Below are 15,315 nucleotides of genomic sequence, written 5' to 3' on the forward strand. Positions count from 1 at the left end.
GTACAGGGGGATTTTAGCATGCGAAAAATCATTGTTGGATCGCGAAGCTCGAAGCTAGCGATGACACAGACGAAATGGGTCATTGACCAGTTGAAACAAGCCGGCGCGCCGTATGAGTTCGAAATCAAGAACATCATCACAAAAGGGGACCGCATTTTGGATGTGACGCTCTCGAAAGTCGGCGGTAAAGGATTATTCGTAAAAGAGATCGAGCAACAGATGATTGACGAAGAAATCGATTTTGCTGTTCACAGCATGAAGGATTTACCTTCTGAATTACCGGATGGTCTCATCATCGGTGCCACACCAGCGCGTGTCGATGCGCGTGATGCCTTGATCACGAAAACAGGCGAAGGTCTTGCTTCCTTGCCAGAAGGTGCAGTTGTCGGCACGAGTAGCTTACGTCGTGGGTCGCAATTGCTAAAACTCCGCCCTGATTTAAAAATCGAATCGATTCGCGGAAACATCGACACACGACTCGATAAATTAAAGAATGGTCCGTTTGACGGGATCCTGCTCGCAGCAGCTGGTCTAAAGCGGATGGGTTGGTCTGAAGACGTCGTCTCGGAATATCTCTCGACAGATGACATGATTCCAGCCGTCGGTCAAGGAATCCTCGGTATCGAATGTCGCGAACATGACCAAGAAGTACGTGACCTCTTGCACCTGATCCATGATCAGATCACGGAAAAAGTAGCTTACGCCGAGCGCGCTTTCTTAGCAGCGATCGAAGGTAGCTGTCACGTTCCGGTCGGTGGATTCGCAACGATCAATGAAGACATGTCAACGACACTCGTCGGATTCATTGGATCCGTTGATGGAGAGCAAATCCTACTCGAGCGCGAATCAGGTCTTGACCCGATGCAACTCGGTCAAGACGTTGCCGAACGTCTGCTTTCTTCGGGCGGTCGTGAGATTCTCGCGACACTTCCGGATGACTTGTAAGCAGGTACTCTTCACGGGCAGCCGACCACCGACGACCGAGCAAATCGCGCGACTGCGCGCCGTTGCGATCGAGTCAGTGCACTATCCTGTCATTGAAACGAGACCGGTTTCGTTTAGATTGCCGAAGGGAATTGATTGGCTGATCGTGACGAGTCCGAATGGTGTCCACCGGATTGCTGATGCGCTGCCTGAATTAGCAGCAACGCGTATCGCGGTCGTCGGACGAAAGACGGCAGACGCACTTGCGAAGTACGGTCGAACAGCCGACTTCTGTCCGTCGACCTTTACAGGAGACGCGCTCGTCGCAGAACTCGGACCACACTTGTCTGACGGCAATCATATCGTTTTTGCGCGAGGGAACCGATCGCGGCAAGCGCCGGTCGATCAGTTACGAAACCTGAATCGATATACGATCGAAGATATCATCACCTATGAAACCGTCACTCGTCGGCTACCTGAAGCACTTGTCAGAACTGCCGCCTATATTGGACTGCAGAGTCCTTCCGCTGTCGAAGCGATTGCTCCACTAGCCCCGCAGACGACGTTCATCGTCATTGGAACGATTACGGAGCAAGCAGCAAAAGCAGCCGGACTTCAACCGATCCATGTCGCCCGTGAATTCACGGTGGACGGCATGATTGATCGTATCATTGAGGAGGAATCAGCATGAATACTTTAGAATACGCACGTCACCGTCGTTTACGTCATACCGCATCACTCCGGTCACTCGTTCGCGAGAACCAGTTGCATAAATCAGATTTGATTTATCCGATTTTTGTCGCTGAAGGCGAAGACATTAAACGCGAAGTCAGTTCGATGCCTGGCGTCTTCAACTTATCACTTGATCATCTGACGGCTGAGATTGAAGAAGTCGTCGCACTCGGAATCGAATCTGTCATCTTGTTCGGTGTCCCGCACGACCACTTGAAAGACGAGCAAGGATCAGGTGCGTTTCACGATCACGGAATCGTTCAAGAAGCGACACGTCTCGTCAAGAAGGTTGCCCCGCAGCTAACGGTCATCGCCGACACATGCTTATGTGAATATACGTCGACAGGTCATTGTGGGATCGTCGCCGACGGTACGGTCGATAATGATGCGTCATTACCGCTTCACGTCAAGACAGCGATCTCACAAGCCCGAGCAGGTGCCGACGTCATCGCTCCATCATCGATGATGGACGGATTTGTCGCAGCCATTCGTCAAGGATTAGACGAGAACGGCTTCAGCCACATTCCGGTCATGAGCTATGGTGTTAAATATGCGTCTGCTTATTACGGTCCATTCCGTGATGCGGCGAACTCGGCACCGGGAGAGGGCGACCGGAAAGGTTATCAAATGGATCCAGCAAACCGTCGTGAAGCGTTCCGCGAAGCAACAGCGGACGTCGATCAAGGAGCTGACTTCATGATTGTTAAACCTGCGCTTGCGTTCATGGATATTATTCGTGATGTGCGCGAGCGGATTGACTTACCAATCGTTGCGTATAACGTATCGGGTGAGTATGCGATGGTCAAAGCTGCTGCCTTGAACGGCTGGATTGACGAAGAACGAATCGTCCTTGAGACGATGCTTGGCTTTAAACGAGCAGGCGCTGATTTAATCATCACCTATTTCGCAAAAGACATTTGTCGTTACCTGGAGGGGTCGAAATGAGCTTAATTAACCAGAATTCAAAATCAAAAGAAGCATTCGAGCGGGCACTCCCGCTCATGCCGGGTGGTGTCAACAGCCCGGTCCGTGCTTATAAATCGGTCGGGATGACACCGATTTTCGCAGATCATGCAAAAGGATCGAAGCTCTATGACATCGACGGAAAAGAGTATATCGATTACGTCTTGTCATGGGGACCAATGATTCTTGGTCATGCCGATCCAAGCGTCACGTCAGCGATTCAAGAACAAGCGACACGTGGCTGGAGCTACGGGACACCAACGGAAATCGAATCAGCGATGGCAGAAGTCGTCATCAGCCGGGTGCCGTCGGTCGAAGTCGTCCGGATGGTCAACTCAGGGACAGAAGCGACGATGGCAGCCCTTCGTCTCGCGCGCGGCTATACAGGTCGGACGAAAATCCTCAAGTTCGAAGGCTGTTACCATGGTCACGGTGACTCGCTCTTGATCAAAGCAGGTTCAGGTGTCGCGACACTCGGATTACCAGATTCACCAGGCGTTCCGGCGCAAATCGCGAGCATGACGCTGACGGTTCCATATAACGATTTGGACGCTGTCCGAATCGCGTTCGAAAAACACGGCGACGATATCGCTGGTGTCATCGTCGAACCGGCTGCTGGGAACATGGGCTTCGTGCCACCAGAACCGGGCTTCCTCGAAGGCTTACGGGAAATCACGTCGGAAAACGGCGCCTTATTGATCTTTGACGAAGTCATGACCGGCTTCCGTGTCGGATTCCACTGTGCCCAAGGACATTTCGGTGTCACACCGGACATCACGTGTCTCGGTAAAGTCATCGGTGGCGGCATGCCGGTCGGTGCTTACGGTGGACGTCGTGACATCATGGAGCAGATCGCACCACAAGGTCCAATCTATCAAGCGGGTACGTTATCCGGAAACCCACTCGCGATGGCAGCAGGTCTAGCGACATTGACACAATTGAAACCAGAACACTATCAAGAGTTCGACCGGAAAGCGAGCCGTTTGTCGGAAGGCTACCTGAACGCTGCAGCGAAATACAACATTCCGCTGACGACGAACCGTGCAGGCGCGATGTTCGGTGTCTTCTTCACGGATGAACGTGTCACGAACTTCGAAAAAGCGAAAACGTCGAACCTTGAGATGTTCCGTTCGTATTATCAAAAGATGGCGGCGCGTGGTGTCTTCTTACCACCGTCACAATTCGAAGGTCTCTTCCTGTCGATCGCCCATACGGATGAAGACATCGAGCGGACGATCGAAGCCGTCGAATTGACGTTTAAGGAACTCCAAGTTGAATTTGGTCGTTAAGCAGTTCTTGACGATTACTTGAACTCTCGGCTAAAATGAGTAAAGAAGAAAATGGCAACAGCGATGACGGGAAGAGTAATCCTGTATTCGTACCGATGTAGAGAACACATCCTTGGCTGAAAGATGTGACGGGCGAACAGGAGGAAGGTCACCCCACGAGCTGGTATCGTGAGTTTTACGAGCGATATCCGTCCTCCACACGTTACGTGGCTCGAGGGCATCCGATTTTGGATGAACTAAGGTGGTACCGCGGAAAAAAGCAACGGCTTTCTTTCGTCCTTAGCATAGGACGAGAGAAGCCGTTTTTATTATGGACAAAAAGGGAGCGATCAGGATGCAGGAATTATCAATGCCAACGAAGTATGATCCGCAGGCAACGGAAGAAAAATGGTACGACTTTTGGGTGAAAGGTGACTATTTCAAAGCCGATCAGGATCCAGAGAAAGAGCCATACACGATCGTCATTCCACCACCGAACGTCACAGGTAAATTACACCTTGGTCACGCGTGGGACACGACGTTACAAGACATGCTGACACGGATGAAGCGGATGCAAGGATTCGACGTCCTTTACCTACCAGGAATGGACCATGCCGGTATCGCGACGCAAGCAAAAGTCGAACAAAAACTGCGGGCAGAAGGACAATCACGTCTTGAAATGGGTCGTGAGAAATTCCTCGAGCAATCATGGGCATGGAAAGAAGAGTACGCGTCAACGATCCGTGCACAATGGGCAAAACTTGGTCTTGGACTCGATTATTCGCGTGAACGCTTCACGCTTGATGAAGGATTGTCAGAAGCGGTTCAAGAAGTCTTTGTGAAACTTTACGAAAAAGGTTTGATCTACCGCGGCGAATACATCGTTAACTGGGACCCGGCGACGAAAACAGCGATCTCGGATATCGAGGTCATCTACAAGGATATCGAAGGTGCGTTCTATCACTTCAGCTATCCACTGACGGACGGTTCAGGTCACGTTGAACTCGCGACGACACGTCCGGAGACGATGCTCGGTGATACAGCGATCGCCGTGAACCCGAAGGATGAGCGTTATGCTCACCTCGTCGGAAAAACGATCACGTTACCAATCGTTGGTCGCGAGATTCCGATCGTTGCCGATGACTATGTCGACATGGAGTTCGGTACAGGTGTCGTTAAGATTACACCAGCCCACGACCCGAACGACTTCGAGGTCGGTAACCGTCACGATTTACCACGTGTCCTCGTCATGAATGAAGATGGAACGATGAACGAGAACGCAGGGAAATACGAAGGCATGGATCGTTTCGAATGCCGGAAGCAAATCGTTGAAGATTTAAAAGCAGAAGGTGTTCTAATCAAAATCGAACCACACTTGCACTCTGTCGGTCACTCAGAACGTTCAGATGCGATCGTCGAGCCGTATCTTTCACTCCAATGGTTCGTTAAAATGGAGCCACTCGCGCAAAAAGCACTCGAGGAGCAACAAGGGCCAGACAAGGTCAACTTCGTTCCACAACGCTTTGAAAACACGTACGTTCGCTGGATGGAAAATATCCGTGACTGGTGTGTCAGCCGTCAACTGTGGTGGGGACACCGGATTCCGGCTTGGTATCATAAAGAAACAGGTGAAGTCTACGTTGGCAAGGAAGCACCAGCCGATATCGAGAACTGGGAGCAAGACAACGATGTCCTTGATACGTGGTTCTCTTCAGCGCTCTGGCCGTTCTCAACGATGGGGTGGCCGAACACGGACGCTGCTGATTATCAAAAATACTTCCCGACATCGACACTCGTTACGGGTTATGACATCATCGCTTTCTGGGTCTCACGGATGATCTTCCAATCGTACGAATTCACAGGACAACGTCCATTCCAAGACGTCTTGATCCACGGATTGATTCGTGATTCGGAAGGACGCAAGATGTCGAAATCACTCGGTAACGGAATTGACCCGATGGATGTCATCGAGAAGTATGGTGCTGACTCGCTCCGTTGGTTCTTAACGACAGGATCGACGCCAGGGAACGATCTCCGTTTCTATTGGGAGAAGATTGAAGCAACATGGAACTTCTCGAACAAACTGTGGAACGCAAGCCGTTTTGCCTTAATGAACATGGATGGTCTAACGTTTGATCAAATCGATTTGACAGGTGAGAAATCACTCGCAGATAAATGGATCCTGACACGTTTACAGACGACGATTGACGATGTGACACGTCTGTCGGACAAATATGAATTTGGTGAAGCGGGACGAATTCTTTATCACTTCATCTGGGAAGACTTCTGTAACTGGTATATCGAGATGGCAAAATTACCACTCAACGGGGAAGATGAAGCAGCGAAACAGACGACGCGTTCGGTTCTTGCCTATACGCTCGACCGGATCATGCGTCTGATGCATCCATTCATGCCGTTCATCACGGAAGAGATCTGGCAACACTTACCGCATGAAGGTGAAACGATCACACGTGCTGCATGGCCAACACGCGAGACGTCACTCGACTTCCCGGAAGCTGTTCCAGCATTCGAAGCGGTTCAGAACGTCATCCGTTCGGTTCGTAACATCCGTGCGGAAGTGAACGCACCGATGTCGAAACAGATCCAACTGTTCATCTCGACGAATGACGCACGTGTTCAAGACGACTTGTCGTCAAACAGCTCGTACTTGCAAAAGTTCACGAACGCGTCTGAACTCCGAATCGAAGAGCAGATGCCGGCGCCAGAAAAAGCAATGAGTGCGATCGTAACGGGAGCAGAATTGTTCATCCCACTCGCTGACTTGATCAACATCGAGGAAGAAATCGCGCGCTTGAATAAAGAACTCGTCAAGTATACGAAAGAAGTCGAACGGGTCGAGAAAAAACTCAACAACCCTGGCTTCGTCGGCAAAGCACCAGCACATGTCATTGATGAAGAAAAAGCGAAGGCACTTGATTACACGGAAAAACGTCAAGCGGTCGAAGCACGCATCAACGAACTCTCACACTAATTACAGCAGTGGCTCAAGTCTCCTTGAGCCACTTTTTTTAAAGGAGCGAACAGCATGAGGACGCGAGAAGATGTATTGGATTGGTTATCGAGCTTACTAGCATTCGGTGTCAAACCGGGTCTTGAACGGATGCAGGCGATGTTACTGGAATTACAGATTGACCCGGACGCGATTCCGACGATTCATGTCGCTGGCACGAACGGAAAAGGATCGACGGTTGCGTTCTTACGTGAGATGGGAATTGCGGAAGGATTACGAATCGGGACGTTCACGTCGCCGTATATCATTCAGTTCGAGGAACGAATCATGTTGAACGGGGTACCGATTGCAGAAGATGATCTCGTCACAGCTGCGATTGCCGTTCAAGCGGCCATCGGGCGCATCGATCCGGCACTCGGTACGGTCACCGAGTTCGAGGCATTGACGGGGCTTGCCTTCTACTACTTTGATCAGATTCGCCCGGATTTCGTCATTTATGAAGTCGGACTCGGTGGGTTGTATGATTCGACGAACGTCTTCAAGAAGCCGGTCGCAGCGATCATCACGTCGATCGGACACGATCACCAAGCGATTCTCGGAGATACGCTCCAAGAGATTGCCTTACAGAAGTTCGGCATCATCAAACAAGGGACACCGGTCATCGCCGGAAAACTGCAGGAAGAGCTGACGGTGCCGTTAATGGCGTATTGCGGGGACCGGAATGCGACGTTGAAATGGAGTCAAGAAGCCATCATTCGTTACCGATTAAAAGAGACGGGTACCTGGGCGACATATGATGGGATTCCGGAGACGCGCTTAGGTCTCGAAGGCCATCATCAAGTCCATAATGCGGCAAACGCAGTCATCTGTGCGCGGCGACTCGGCTGGTCGAAGGCGGCGATCCGAAAAGGACTACGGGAAGCAAAACATCCGGGACGATTTGAGATCATCTCCCGCAAACCCCGGATCATTCTCGATGGTGCCCATAACCCGGAAGGCATCACGGCACTGGTTGAACGGTTAAAAGAGGAATCTAAACCTGTGACGTTGCTCTGTTCGATCTTGCGTGACAAAGACCGGACGGCGATGCTAACGCAGTTACGTAGCATTACACCAGATATTTATGAGACGACATTTGATTTTCCACGAGCACGGACACTCGATGAGTTAAAACAAGATGGGGCTAATGTAACGACGGTCGAAGCACTCTTCGAGCAATTAAGTGCAGAGCGAACATATGTCGTGACGGGGTCACTCTATTTCATTAGTGAAGTGCGTCACTACTTCGCTTCTTCTTTTACAAAAAAGGGGAAATTCTGATTCTCTCGTTATAATGAAATGGGGGAGTATAGTCCCATATTCCAATGACACGATGAGGAGACGATAAATGATGAAACAGTGGGTCCGTCTAGCCTTAGCCATCTTACTGATTTTTTCAAGTTTTACGTATATACATGAACCGCATTCCAAAGCGGCAACGGGTGAAAAGTTTAAGATTTTAGAGATTCGCGATGACTGGTCGACGACGAATCGGATTGATCCAGGAACGACCATTACATCATTGTCACTGTTAAAAGACTTGGATACCAGTCAATATGAAATCAAGATGATGACGGTCAAAGAGCTAAATGCGTCTCGTTTTCCACTTGATGGTGCATTTGATGCGATTGTTTTTGATCCGTCTATTTTTACTGGAACAGACCGTTATTCGATTACAGTATCTGATACATCCAAAAAACATAATACGAGTAAAATTGAGAATGATATTACGCAGTTAAAAGCGAATGAGATTTTGACGAACTATATTCAAAAAGGATTACCCGTCTTTTTACACGCTGATGTGTTAACACATGCGACTAGTAATTTCACTTCGGTTTTTAAGCACAGTATGACATCAGGTGCTGCGATTGCCTACACGGATTCGAAACAAGTCGTCCTCCGACTGAAATCTGAAAAAATCGAGCGACCTCGTTTGAGCAAAGTAGCAGTTTCGCAAGCTGGTCAATCGTTAACATCGGTAGATAAAGCAGCACCTGCTTCACCAGATAAACCAATTGATTTTAATTTTACACTTGATCAAACTACAGCTAATACACGTGTCCAGTTGTATATTGACTTTAATAGTAACGACCAATTCGATGAGTCGGAGAAAGTCGATGAGAAAGTAGCTACAGTTTCTGGTTCAGTATCGTATCGCTTTGATGCGCCAAGCTATACGGGACCACGAAACTGGATGATTCGACTCGTAAGCGAAGACGGATTAACGGATTATAAAACAGGTAGCTTCTTGATGCAGGACCAAGAAGCAAAAGCAAAAATTTTACAAGTCACGCGTTCCGGAACGACCGGTTCAATCAACGGTTTTATGAACTCAGGAACTTTACTAAAACAAGATGGGTTATATGACTTTAATGTAGAAGTCATTTCTGCGGACACGTTTAACAAAACGTATGCCAGTAAAAATATAAATACATCCTATGATATGCTAATCTTCGGTTTTCAGGATTCGTATGGTGCAGCTTCACTCAGTGACCCTGCATCAGATGCTATTCTTAACTTCACGAATACGGGGCAAGGATTGATGCTGACACATGATACGATCTTTAGACCGGCACAATCCAGTAAACCAGAGCTGTTCTGGGAAACAAAGTTTGCAGATCTCGCAGGTCAAAAGAACTTTACGAACATGGGATATGGAGCGCAGCGGACATCGGGTCAAGCCGTCAAACAAAATGCAGGCGTCATGACTTCCTATCCATTTGCCTTAGCTGATACGGTTGCTATCGCAACGACACACAATCAATACTTTGGTCTGGATCTTGAACAACCGGATTTGATTCCATGGTATAACATCCGTGAAAACAACCTTAGTAGTTCGAATCAGGCTGCCGGAAGAACAATCGGTGATGCACGTAACCACTATTATATGTATACCAAAGGAAACGTTACGTATTCCGGAGCAGGGCATACTTCGAGCTTTAATCAACAACAAGAAAAAGAGTTATTCTCAAACACGATGTACCGCGCGTTCATTGGTGCGAACCATAAGCCTTTAATCAAGAACATCTTACCAACGGATAAATCAAGTTACCTCGAGAACGAACCGTTAACGATCTCGTATCAAGTCAACGACTACGACCTACAAGATCGCGAGTTGAAGACACGCATCTATATTGATGATGAGAAAGTCTTTGAAAACAATAAGTTGAAAAACAACTCGTTCGTCAGTCAATCGTTCGAATCGAAGCTCAAAGGCAAAACGAGCGTGACGATTCGAATTGAAGCAGAAGATCAACGAGGTGCCAAAACAATTGAGACGCGGACCGTTCAAGTCGTTCGTCCAGCTGCGTCTATGCCTTTCGTCCTTTCACGCTCGATTGACCCAGCTACGATTCCAAAAGGGGAAACAGCGGATATCACCTACACCGTCAAAACGTCTCCGATGATGCAAAAGGATGCCATTGGTAACAACGGATACATCATGGGACAATTCTCGGTGACGATGGAGAATATCCTGTTCAACGAACAATTTCCGAGTAATCTTGAAATTTTATCAACGACTGGTCTGACTGGAGCGAATATTACAGGACAGACGATTAAAGGGAAACTCCCGGATATCGAATACGATGAGGCGATTTCAGGTGTTCATAAAGGGGAATGGATCGCAGATCAATCAGAAGTGACATTCACTGTCAAAGTACGTGCCAAAGATACTGCAGGCGTTCATGTACTTGATAAAAAAGATAATACTCTGACATCAACGAAAAACGTCTATCGGGATAAGAAGAATGGAAAAGATAAATCAACAACTGTCACCAATGATCCACAAGCTTTTCCGACGATTGGTTATGCACTGACACCATCCTATGCGACAAGTGCGAAAATTCCGTCCGTCAAGATGGATATCACGACACCATCATATAAAGTTTTACCAGAAATCAGCCCTATAGGTAGTCAGTACGGCACGTTAAAATGGTCAATCGTAGATTCAGAAATCGCATCCATCGATGAAGCTGGTGTCATCAAGCCGAAAAAAGTCGGGACGACACAAATTAAACTCGTCGTACCAGTCGGAAACGGTAAAGAGTTGACGGCGACTTCTGAACTTGTCATCAATGATGTGTTCGGAGGACTCATCGTCCGAAACGTTCCAGATACGTTATATGTCGGCGAAACAAAATCAATGACAGGAATCGCTTCGATGGTATCGGGAAGCAATACGCCGATTCAGTGGATCATAACGAACGATTCGCGTGTTACGACAAGTGGCTTAACTAAGAATACGTTGGAGTTGACAGGAAAGACACCAGGCACAGTCACGGTCAAAGCGGTCGTACCTGCAACAGTCGGAAGCTCGACTTATCTTGCCCAATCAACGACGTATACGATTCAAGTGAAGTTGCCGGAATTATCCGTTTCCCCAAGTAATCTGGAACTGTGGGTTGGATCGAATCAAGATGTAACAGCGACATTTAATCCGAACTATCCATTACCATTTACGACTTCAACTGTTAGTAATGCAATTGAATTGAAACAGACGGCATCGGGTTATACGATTACGGGTAAAACCGGTACACCAAACGGACCGGTCGAAGCGTTACTCACATTGACAGATTTCCCAGATACAGTCGCGAAGACGCTCGTACGGGTACGTGAGAACCCACTTAATCTGACAGCCGATGATATCGCAATGACGATGAAAGATGACAAAAAATCACCGATTCTGCGCTGGTTCCCAGTGACGGCGACGGAACGCTTCTATCGGTTGGAAGTGCTTCAGGGTAAGGAATACGTCAAAATTGATCCGACAGGACAAGCGCTACAACCACTTCGTCCAGGTGTAGCACGCATCAAAGTAACGGCATTAAAAGAAAACAAAGATGTGCTCGAAGTCATGAAAGACAATCAAAAAACACCACTAACGACGACATTCAAGGTGACGATCGGTTCTGAGTCTGGAACGTCAGACTTGGATGGAGATGTTTATTAAGAAGTGGGGACGCTATCTATGAAACGCAGACGAATCATTGTCGTCCTCTTGATTTTAATCATTATTGGAATCGGGGGGGCGGTATATGTTACGAAATCAAATCAACAAGCAGCACTGGAACAAGGACTGCGTTCAGAAAAACCAGAACAACTTGCGAACGCATTAAAAGATGCTTCTTTATCAACAAAGGAGAAAAATCGTTACATCCGTCGCTTCCAGGAAACACTCGCTTTTGACAAAGCAAACATCCTTCTTGATGAGCAGACCGTAAAAAATAAAGCGAACTGGTTTTATGCGGCGCAATTTGCGCCGCGTAGCACGGTCGCTGAATGGTTGGCAGAAGGTGCAAAAATCAGTCAACTGAATGCGCAAGGTCAGTCGGTTCTTCATGTGGCAACGAGTGTGAATCGATCGATTGATGCGTATGCTCTTTTGATAAAAAAAGCGTCGAAAAAAGAGCTTAATCGGATCGATGACTTTGGTCATACGCCACTCTTTTATGCGACACTAGATCAAAATGAGGCAGCGATTGAACTGTTGTTAGAAGCAGGAGCTGACTCGAATCGTGGGAAAGAGAAACCGGTCTATGAAACGGTCAAACAAAATCGAAAAGATTTGTACGCCATGTTAGAACAGAACGGTGCAACGGTAGAAAGCAAAAAGGTGAAAAAGCTCGCTAAGGAATACCGAGCAACAAAATTCTAGTCAAAAAAGAGTCATTCGTCGCAAGCGAATGACTCTTTTTTATATGTGTTACGGTTGAACGCGTTTTGGTGTTTCGACATACAATTGGACTGCTCGATTGAGTGGAAGTAAGGCTGTTGGATTTTTTAATACCGTCGCATCATACGCCATACGTAGACGGGATGCTTCAAAGTCAGATGATTTGTTAGCGACCATCAGTTTTTCGAGTTCTTTTACGTTTGCAGGATACGCATTTTCAGGTAAGTCCAATTTTCCACGATAGGCGTTGACTTCTAGATTACCCTTCGTAAAAATGCCACCGCGTACATTCATCGTCGAACCTACAGAGTAAATCGTATTTTTTTGATTGTCATCACTATATAGAAAGGCATTTAAATCAGGTGTAGTCGTTTGGGGCGTCGAAAATTTATTGACGCGGTTAATGACAAGATTTCCTTTACTGAGTAAAATCAATGTATTTTGTTTAGCTGTTGAAGTCAGCCCTTGAATGTTTGCGTCATCCAGACGACTTGTTCCGGTCGCATAAATCGTCGTTGCGAATCCAACATTTCCTCGAATCAGTAAGTTGCCAAGAACGACGAGAGGACGCTTGATCTCAAGCGGCTGGGTCAAAGGATTCAAGGAAGAGATCGTTAAGTTCCCGTTAATGATTAAAGGTTCGAGTGTTTCTTGAACAAGATCGTCTGTCAATGTCACGGTATTGCCTGTATTTAATGCTGGACTAATCATTTGTCGCTTTGTATCAAGTTCCGTTAAAAAAGGTCCCGTTAATATAGATTGTGGAATCGAGGAATTTTTTAATGTAGACGCGACTTGTGTAAGAGGCGTATTCACCGGTAGTTTCAGAAAGTCATTCAACGCATAATCAAAATCGAACGGAACGAGTGTTTCTTTCGTTGATACTAACTCTGTTGCACCTTTCGGATCAAAAATCGTTTTATCACACACAAGGTAATCTCCGCACTTCAGTAATGGCTGATTCTTCTCTTGAAAAACGCGTACCTGACCTGCGATATAAGGAAGTGCTTTGGTATTAGTGAAGATTCCATCCTCATCGTTGTATTTAAATATCGGGGTCGCAGTTGCTTGCAGAGCGTTGCGGGAAAAAATATTACCTTCGATCAAGGGAGCACCATTTAAGATGACTTGATCATCTGAACCTAACGTATAGTACAAAAAACTAGGAATCGCAGACAAATAGACACGTTGTCGATACGTTTTTTTGATTGCCGGCTGATCGCCTTTTTGTTTTGAAACTGTCGCTGTTAAATCAAGCGCTTTGACACGAACGTTCGATGCGGCTTCATTTAGCTTGACGGTCACGTTCGGAACGATTGTTTTTAAAGGTAAGACGATAGAGCTGTCGAGATTCTCAAACAATGCTTGAGAAGAAGTCGTTGGTGAAGTTCCAGTCGTCTTTGAAACGATGTTTTGGAGGGAGGCGACTGCTAAATCAAGATCATTTTGTGTCGTCGTCTCGACATCGATATCCGTCTCGCGGATTTCGGTTAGGCGAGTTGACTGTAAACTGATGCCAATCGTCGCAACAGCGAGGACAGACAGGACGGTTAAAGTCACAAGAACGAAAAGTAATGTATAGCCTTGTTCGGATTTACGCATACCGTGTTCCTTTCTGAGTTAAAATCCAATCGTACTCGTGAAGGTCTGGACTTCTTCTTGATCTGTCGATTGAATTGTAGTTGTAATCGTTAAAATACCGTGAATGACGTAGCGCCCCGGATATGTTCCTGATGTAATGGTTTGATACTCGGGACTCGATAACTTGAACGTTTGAAGTAATTCCGTTTGGTCGTCGATCGACTGTGGTGTCGATTCGTATGTTAGTTCGGTGCTGTCTAAAGTTTGTTCTGCGAACGTATAACGAACGGGTGTCACTTCCTTCTCTGAAGAAGATGCTTCTTCTGTTGCGTTAAAAGGTTCAAATCCACTGGCACGCTCAAGTAACCCAGTGTCGGCATTCAAAACAGGGAGTGTTCTTTTATAAAACGATAACTGCTTTTCTTTATCGATCCGGATCGCATCAAATCCACCGATTTCATTTAATATGATACCGACGCGGCTATCAGCTTCACTACGAAGTTCACTGATGATTCCTGTTGCCCGAAAGCTTTTCGTACCAGAGATGAACACAGTCAGGATGACAGCACTGAAAATCGAGGCAATGACGATGGCGACGAGTAGTTCGACGAGCGAGAAGCCGTCATTTTGTTGTCGGAAAACTTTGATTGAGCGTCGCATTCGTAATCGATCCTTTCAATGATGTAATCGGTTCAGTTGTTCCTTCTATGTAGACGAATACATGGAGGTCAAGAAGATTCGGATTAACGACTCCTTCGAGTTTCCGAGGGGTCACACTGTATTTGACTTCAAAGGCAATATTATTGATTTCAGGATTAGTAAAGATTGATGAGCAAATAGCCGATAGTTCACAAGAAGGAGACGTAGGCTCTGGAATGACATATTTTCCATTCAGATAAGTAGCTTTGTCTGCCTGTTTTGATAAAGAACTGAAGGCGAAGGGTTCGTCACTTGTCGCTTCTAAAGCTTCTCGCTTGATATAAGAGGTTGCGTTTTTTGCCAGATAATTCGCAAACGTCAACTCCGTACTGTCGCGTGAGGCAGCTAGTGACTGAGAAAAAATGCTGATCAGAGAGACCGATATGATAGATAAGATCGTAATACTGACTAATACTTCGATTAGCGAAAAACCGCCTTGCGCGCGTTGCATGGATTCACCTCTA

11 protein-coding genes and 1 other annotated feature are annotated in these 15,315 nt (G+C 47.0%); of the genes, 8 read left to right on the plus strand and 3 right to left on the minus strand.

What is annotated here, in order from left to right:
* Positions 1-18: 18 nt before the first annotated feature.
* From hemC to ITJ88_RS03290, 8 genes are all read left to right on the plus strand, one after another.
* Positions 19-945: a hydroxymethylbilane synthase gene (gene hemC / locus ITJ88_RS03255; protein ID WP_195864650.1), complete on the plus strand. Its 927-nt coding sequence runs from the start codon at positions 19-21 to the stop codon at positions 943-945.
* Positions 935-1,615, plus strand: a complete 681-nt coding sequence (locus ITJ88_RS03260) for a uroporphyrinogen-III synthase (protein ID WP_195864651.1) — start codon at positions 935-937, stop codon at positions 1,613-1,615. Before hemC ends, ITJ88_RS03260 begins: the two co-directional genes overlap by 11 nt.
* The gene (gene hemB / locus ITJ88_RS03265; protein ID WP_023468970.1) at positions 1,612-2,601 is read left to right on the plus strand and encodes a porphobilinogen synthase; all 990 of its coding nucleotides are present in this window, start codon (positions 1,612-1,614) and stop codon (positions 2,599-2,601) included. Before ITJ88_RS03260 ends, hemB begins: the two co-directional genes overlap by 4 nt.
* The gene (gene hemL / locus ITJ88_RS03270) at positions 2,598-3,908 is read left to right on the plus strand and encodes a glutamate-1-semialdehyde 2,1-aminomutase (protein ID WP_195864652.1); all 1,311 of its coding nucleotides are present in this window, start codon (positions 2,598-2,600) and stop codon (positions 3,906-3,908) included. Before hemB ends, hemL begins: the two co-directional genes overlap by 4 nt.
* Before the next feature lie 54 nt (positions 3,909-3,962).
* Positions 3,963-4,192, plus strand: a binding site (T-box leader).
* A gap of 50 nt (positions 4,193-4,242) precedes the next feature.
* Positions 4,243-6,879, plus strand: coding sequence for a valine--tRNA ligase (locus ITJ88_RS03275; RefSeq protein WP_370567753.1), 2,637 nt, complete (start codon positions 4,243-4,245; stop codon positions 6,877-6,879).
* A 54-nt stretch (positions 6,880-6,933) separates the two neighbouring features.
* Entirely contained in the window at positions 6,934-8,178 is a 1,245-nt protein-coding gene (locus ITJ88_RS03280; protein WP_195864653.1) for a bifunctional folylpolyglutamate synthase/dihydrofolate synthase, read from the plus strand.
* A gap of 70 nt (positions 8,179-8,248) precedes the next feature.
* Positions 8,249-11,848 carry a GEVED domain-containing protein gene (locus tag ITJ88_RS03285; protein WP_195864654.1) on the plus strand — a complete coding sequence of 1,200 codons (3,600 nt, stop codon included), beginning with the start codon at positions 8,249-8,251 and terminating at the stop codon, positions 11,846-11,848.
* Positions 11,849-11,866: 18 nt separating this feature from the next.
* Positions 11,867-12,553 carry an ankyrin repeat domain-containing protein gene (locus ITJ88_RS03290; protein WP_195864655.1) on the plus strand — a complete coding sequence of 229 codons (687 nt, stop codon included), beginning with the start codon at positions 11,867-11,869 and terminating at the stop codon, positions 12,551-12,553.
* Positions 12,554-12,601: 48 nt separating this feature from the next.
* On the opposite strand, the gene ITJ88_RS03295 is transcribed toward ITJ88_RS03290, so the two are convergent.
* Genes ITJ88_RS03295 through ITJ88_RS03305 form a run of 3 tightly spaced genes read right to left on the minus strand, consistent with a single transcriptional unit; the run spans position 12,602 to position 15,302 of the window.
* Positions 12,602-14,173, minus strand: coding sequence for a type IV pilus modification PilV family protein (locus tag ITJ88_RS03295; RefSeq protein WP_195864656.1), 1,572 nt, complete (start codon positions 14,171-14,173; stop codon positions 12,602-12,604).
* 18 nt (positions 14,174-14,191) lie between these two features.
* Positions 14,192-14,812, minus strand: a complete 621-nt coding sequence (locus tag ITJ88_RS03300) for a prepilin-type N-terminal cleavage/methylation domain-containing protein (protein ID WP_195864657.1) — start codon at positions 14,810-14,812, stop codon at positions 14,192-14,194.
* A complete protein-coding gene (locus ITJ88_RS03305; protein ID WP_195864658.1) occupies positions 14,775-15,302 on the minus strand; it encodes a type IV pilus modification PilV family protein in 528 nt (175 codons plus the stop codon). The genes ITJ88_RS03300 and ITJ88_RS03305 overlap by 38 nt, the downstream gene beginning before the upstream one ends.
* Positions 15,303-15,315 lie beyond the last annotated feature (13 nt).

Source organism: Exiguobacterium abrahamii, from assembly GCF_015645365.1.
Lineage (GTDB): Bacteria > Bacillota > Bacilli > Exiguobacteriales > Exiguobacteriaceae > Exiguobacterium_A > Exiguobacterium_A abrahamii.

What these genes read in the sequence shown, in the direction of transcription:
- ITJ88_RS03275 (WP_370567753.1), top strand. Translation starts at nt 4,243, where the DNA reads ATGCAGGAATTATCAATGCCAACGAAGTATGATCCGCAGGCAACGGAA.
- ITJ88_RS03280 (WP_195864653.1), top strand. Translation starts at nt 6,934, where the DNA reads ATGAGGACGCGAGAAGATGTATTGGATTGGTTATCGAGCTTACTAGCA.
- ITJ88_RS03305 (WP_195864658.1), bottom strand. Translation starts at nt 15,302, where the DNA reads ATGCAACGCGCGCAAGGCGGTTTTTCGCTAATCGAAGTATTAGTCAGT.
- ITJ88_RS03285 (WP_195864654.1), top strand. Translation starts at nt 8,249, where the DNA reads ATGAAACAGTGGGTCCGTCTAGCCTTAGCCATCTTACTGATTTTTTCA.
- ITJ88_RS03290 (WP_195864655.1), top strand. Translation starts at nt 11,867, where the DNA reads ATGAAACGCAGACGAATCATTGTCGTCCTCTTGATTTTAATCATTATT.
- hemC (WP_195864650.1), top strand. Translation starts at nt 19, where the DNA reads ATGCGAAAAATCATTGTTGGATCGCGAAGCTCGAAGCTAGCGATGACA.
- ITJ88_RS03295 (WP_195864656.1), bottom strand. Translation starts at nt 14,173, where the DNA reads ATGCGTAAATCCGAACAAGGCTATACATTACTTTTCGTTCTTGTGACT.
- ITJ88_RS03300 (WP_195864657.1), bottom strand. Translation starts at nt 14,812, where the DNA reads ATGCGACGCTCAATCAAAGTTTTCCGACAACAAAATGACGGCTTCTCG.
- hemB (WP_023468970.1), top strand. Translation starts at nt 1,612, where the DNA reads ATGAATACTTTAGAATACGCACGTCACCGTCGTTTACGTCATACCGCA.
- hemL (WP_195864652.1), top strand. Translation starts at nt 2,598, where the DNA reads ATGAGCTTAATTAACCAGAATTCAAAATCAAAAGAAGCATTCGAGCGG.
- ITJ88_RS03260 (WP_195864651.1), top strand. Translation starts at nt 935, where the DNA reads ATGACTTGTAAGCAGGTACTCTTCACGGGCAGCCGACCACCGACGACC.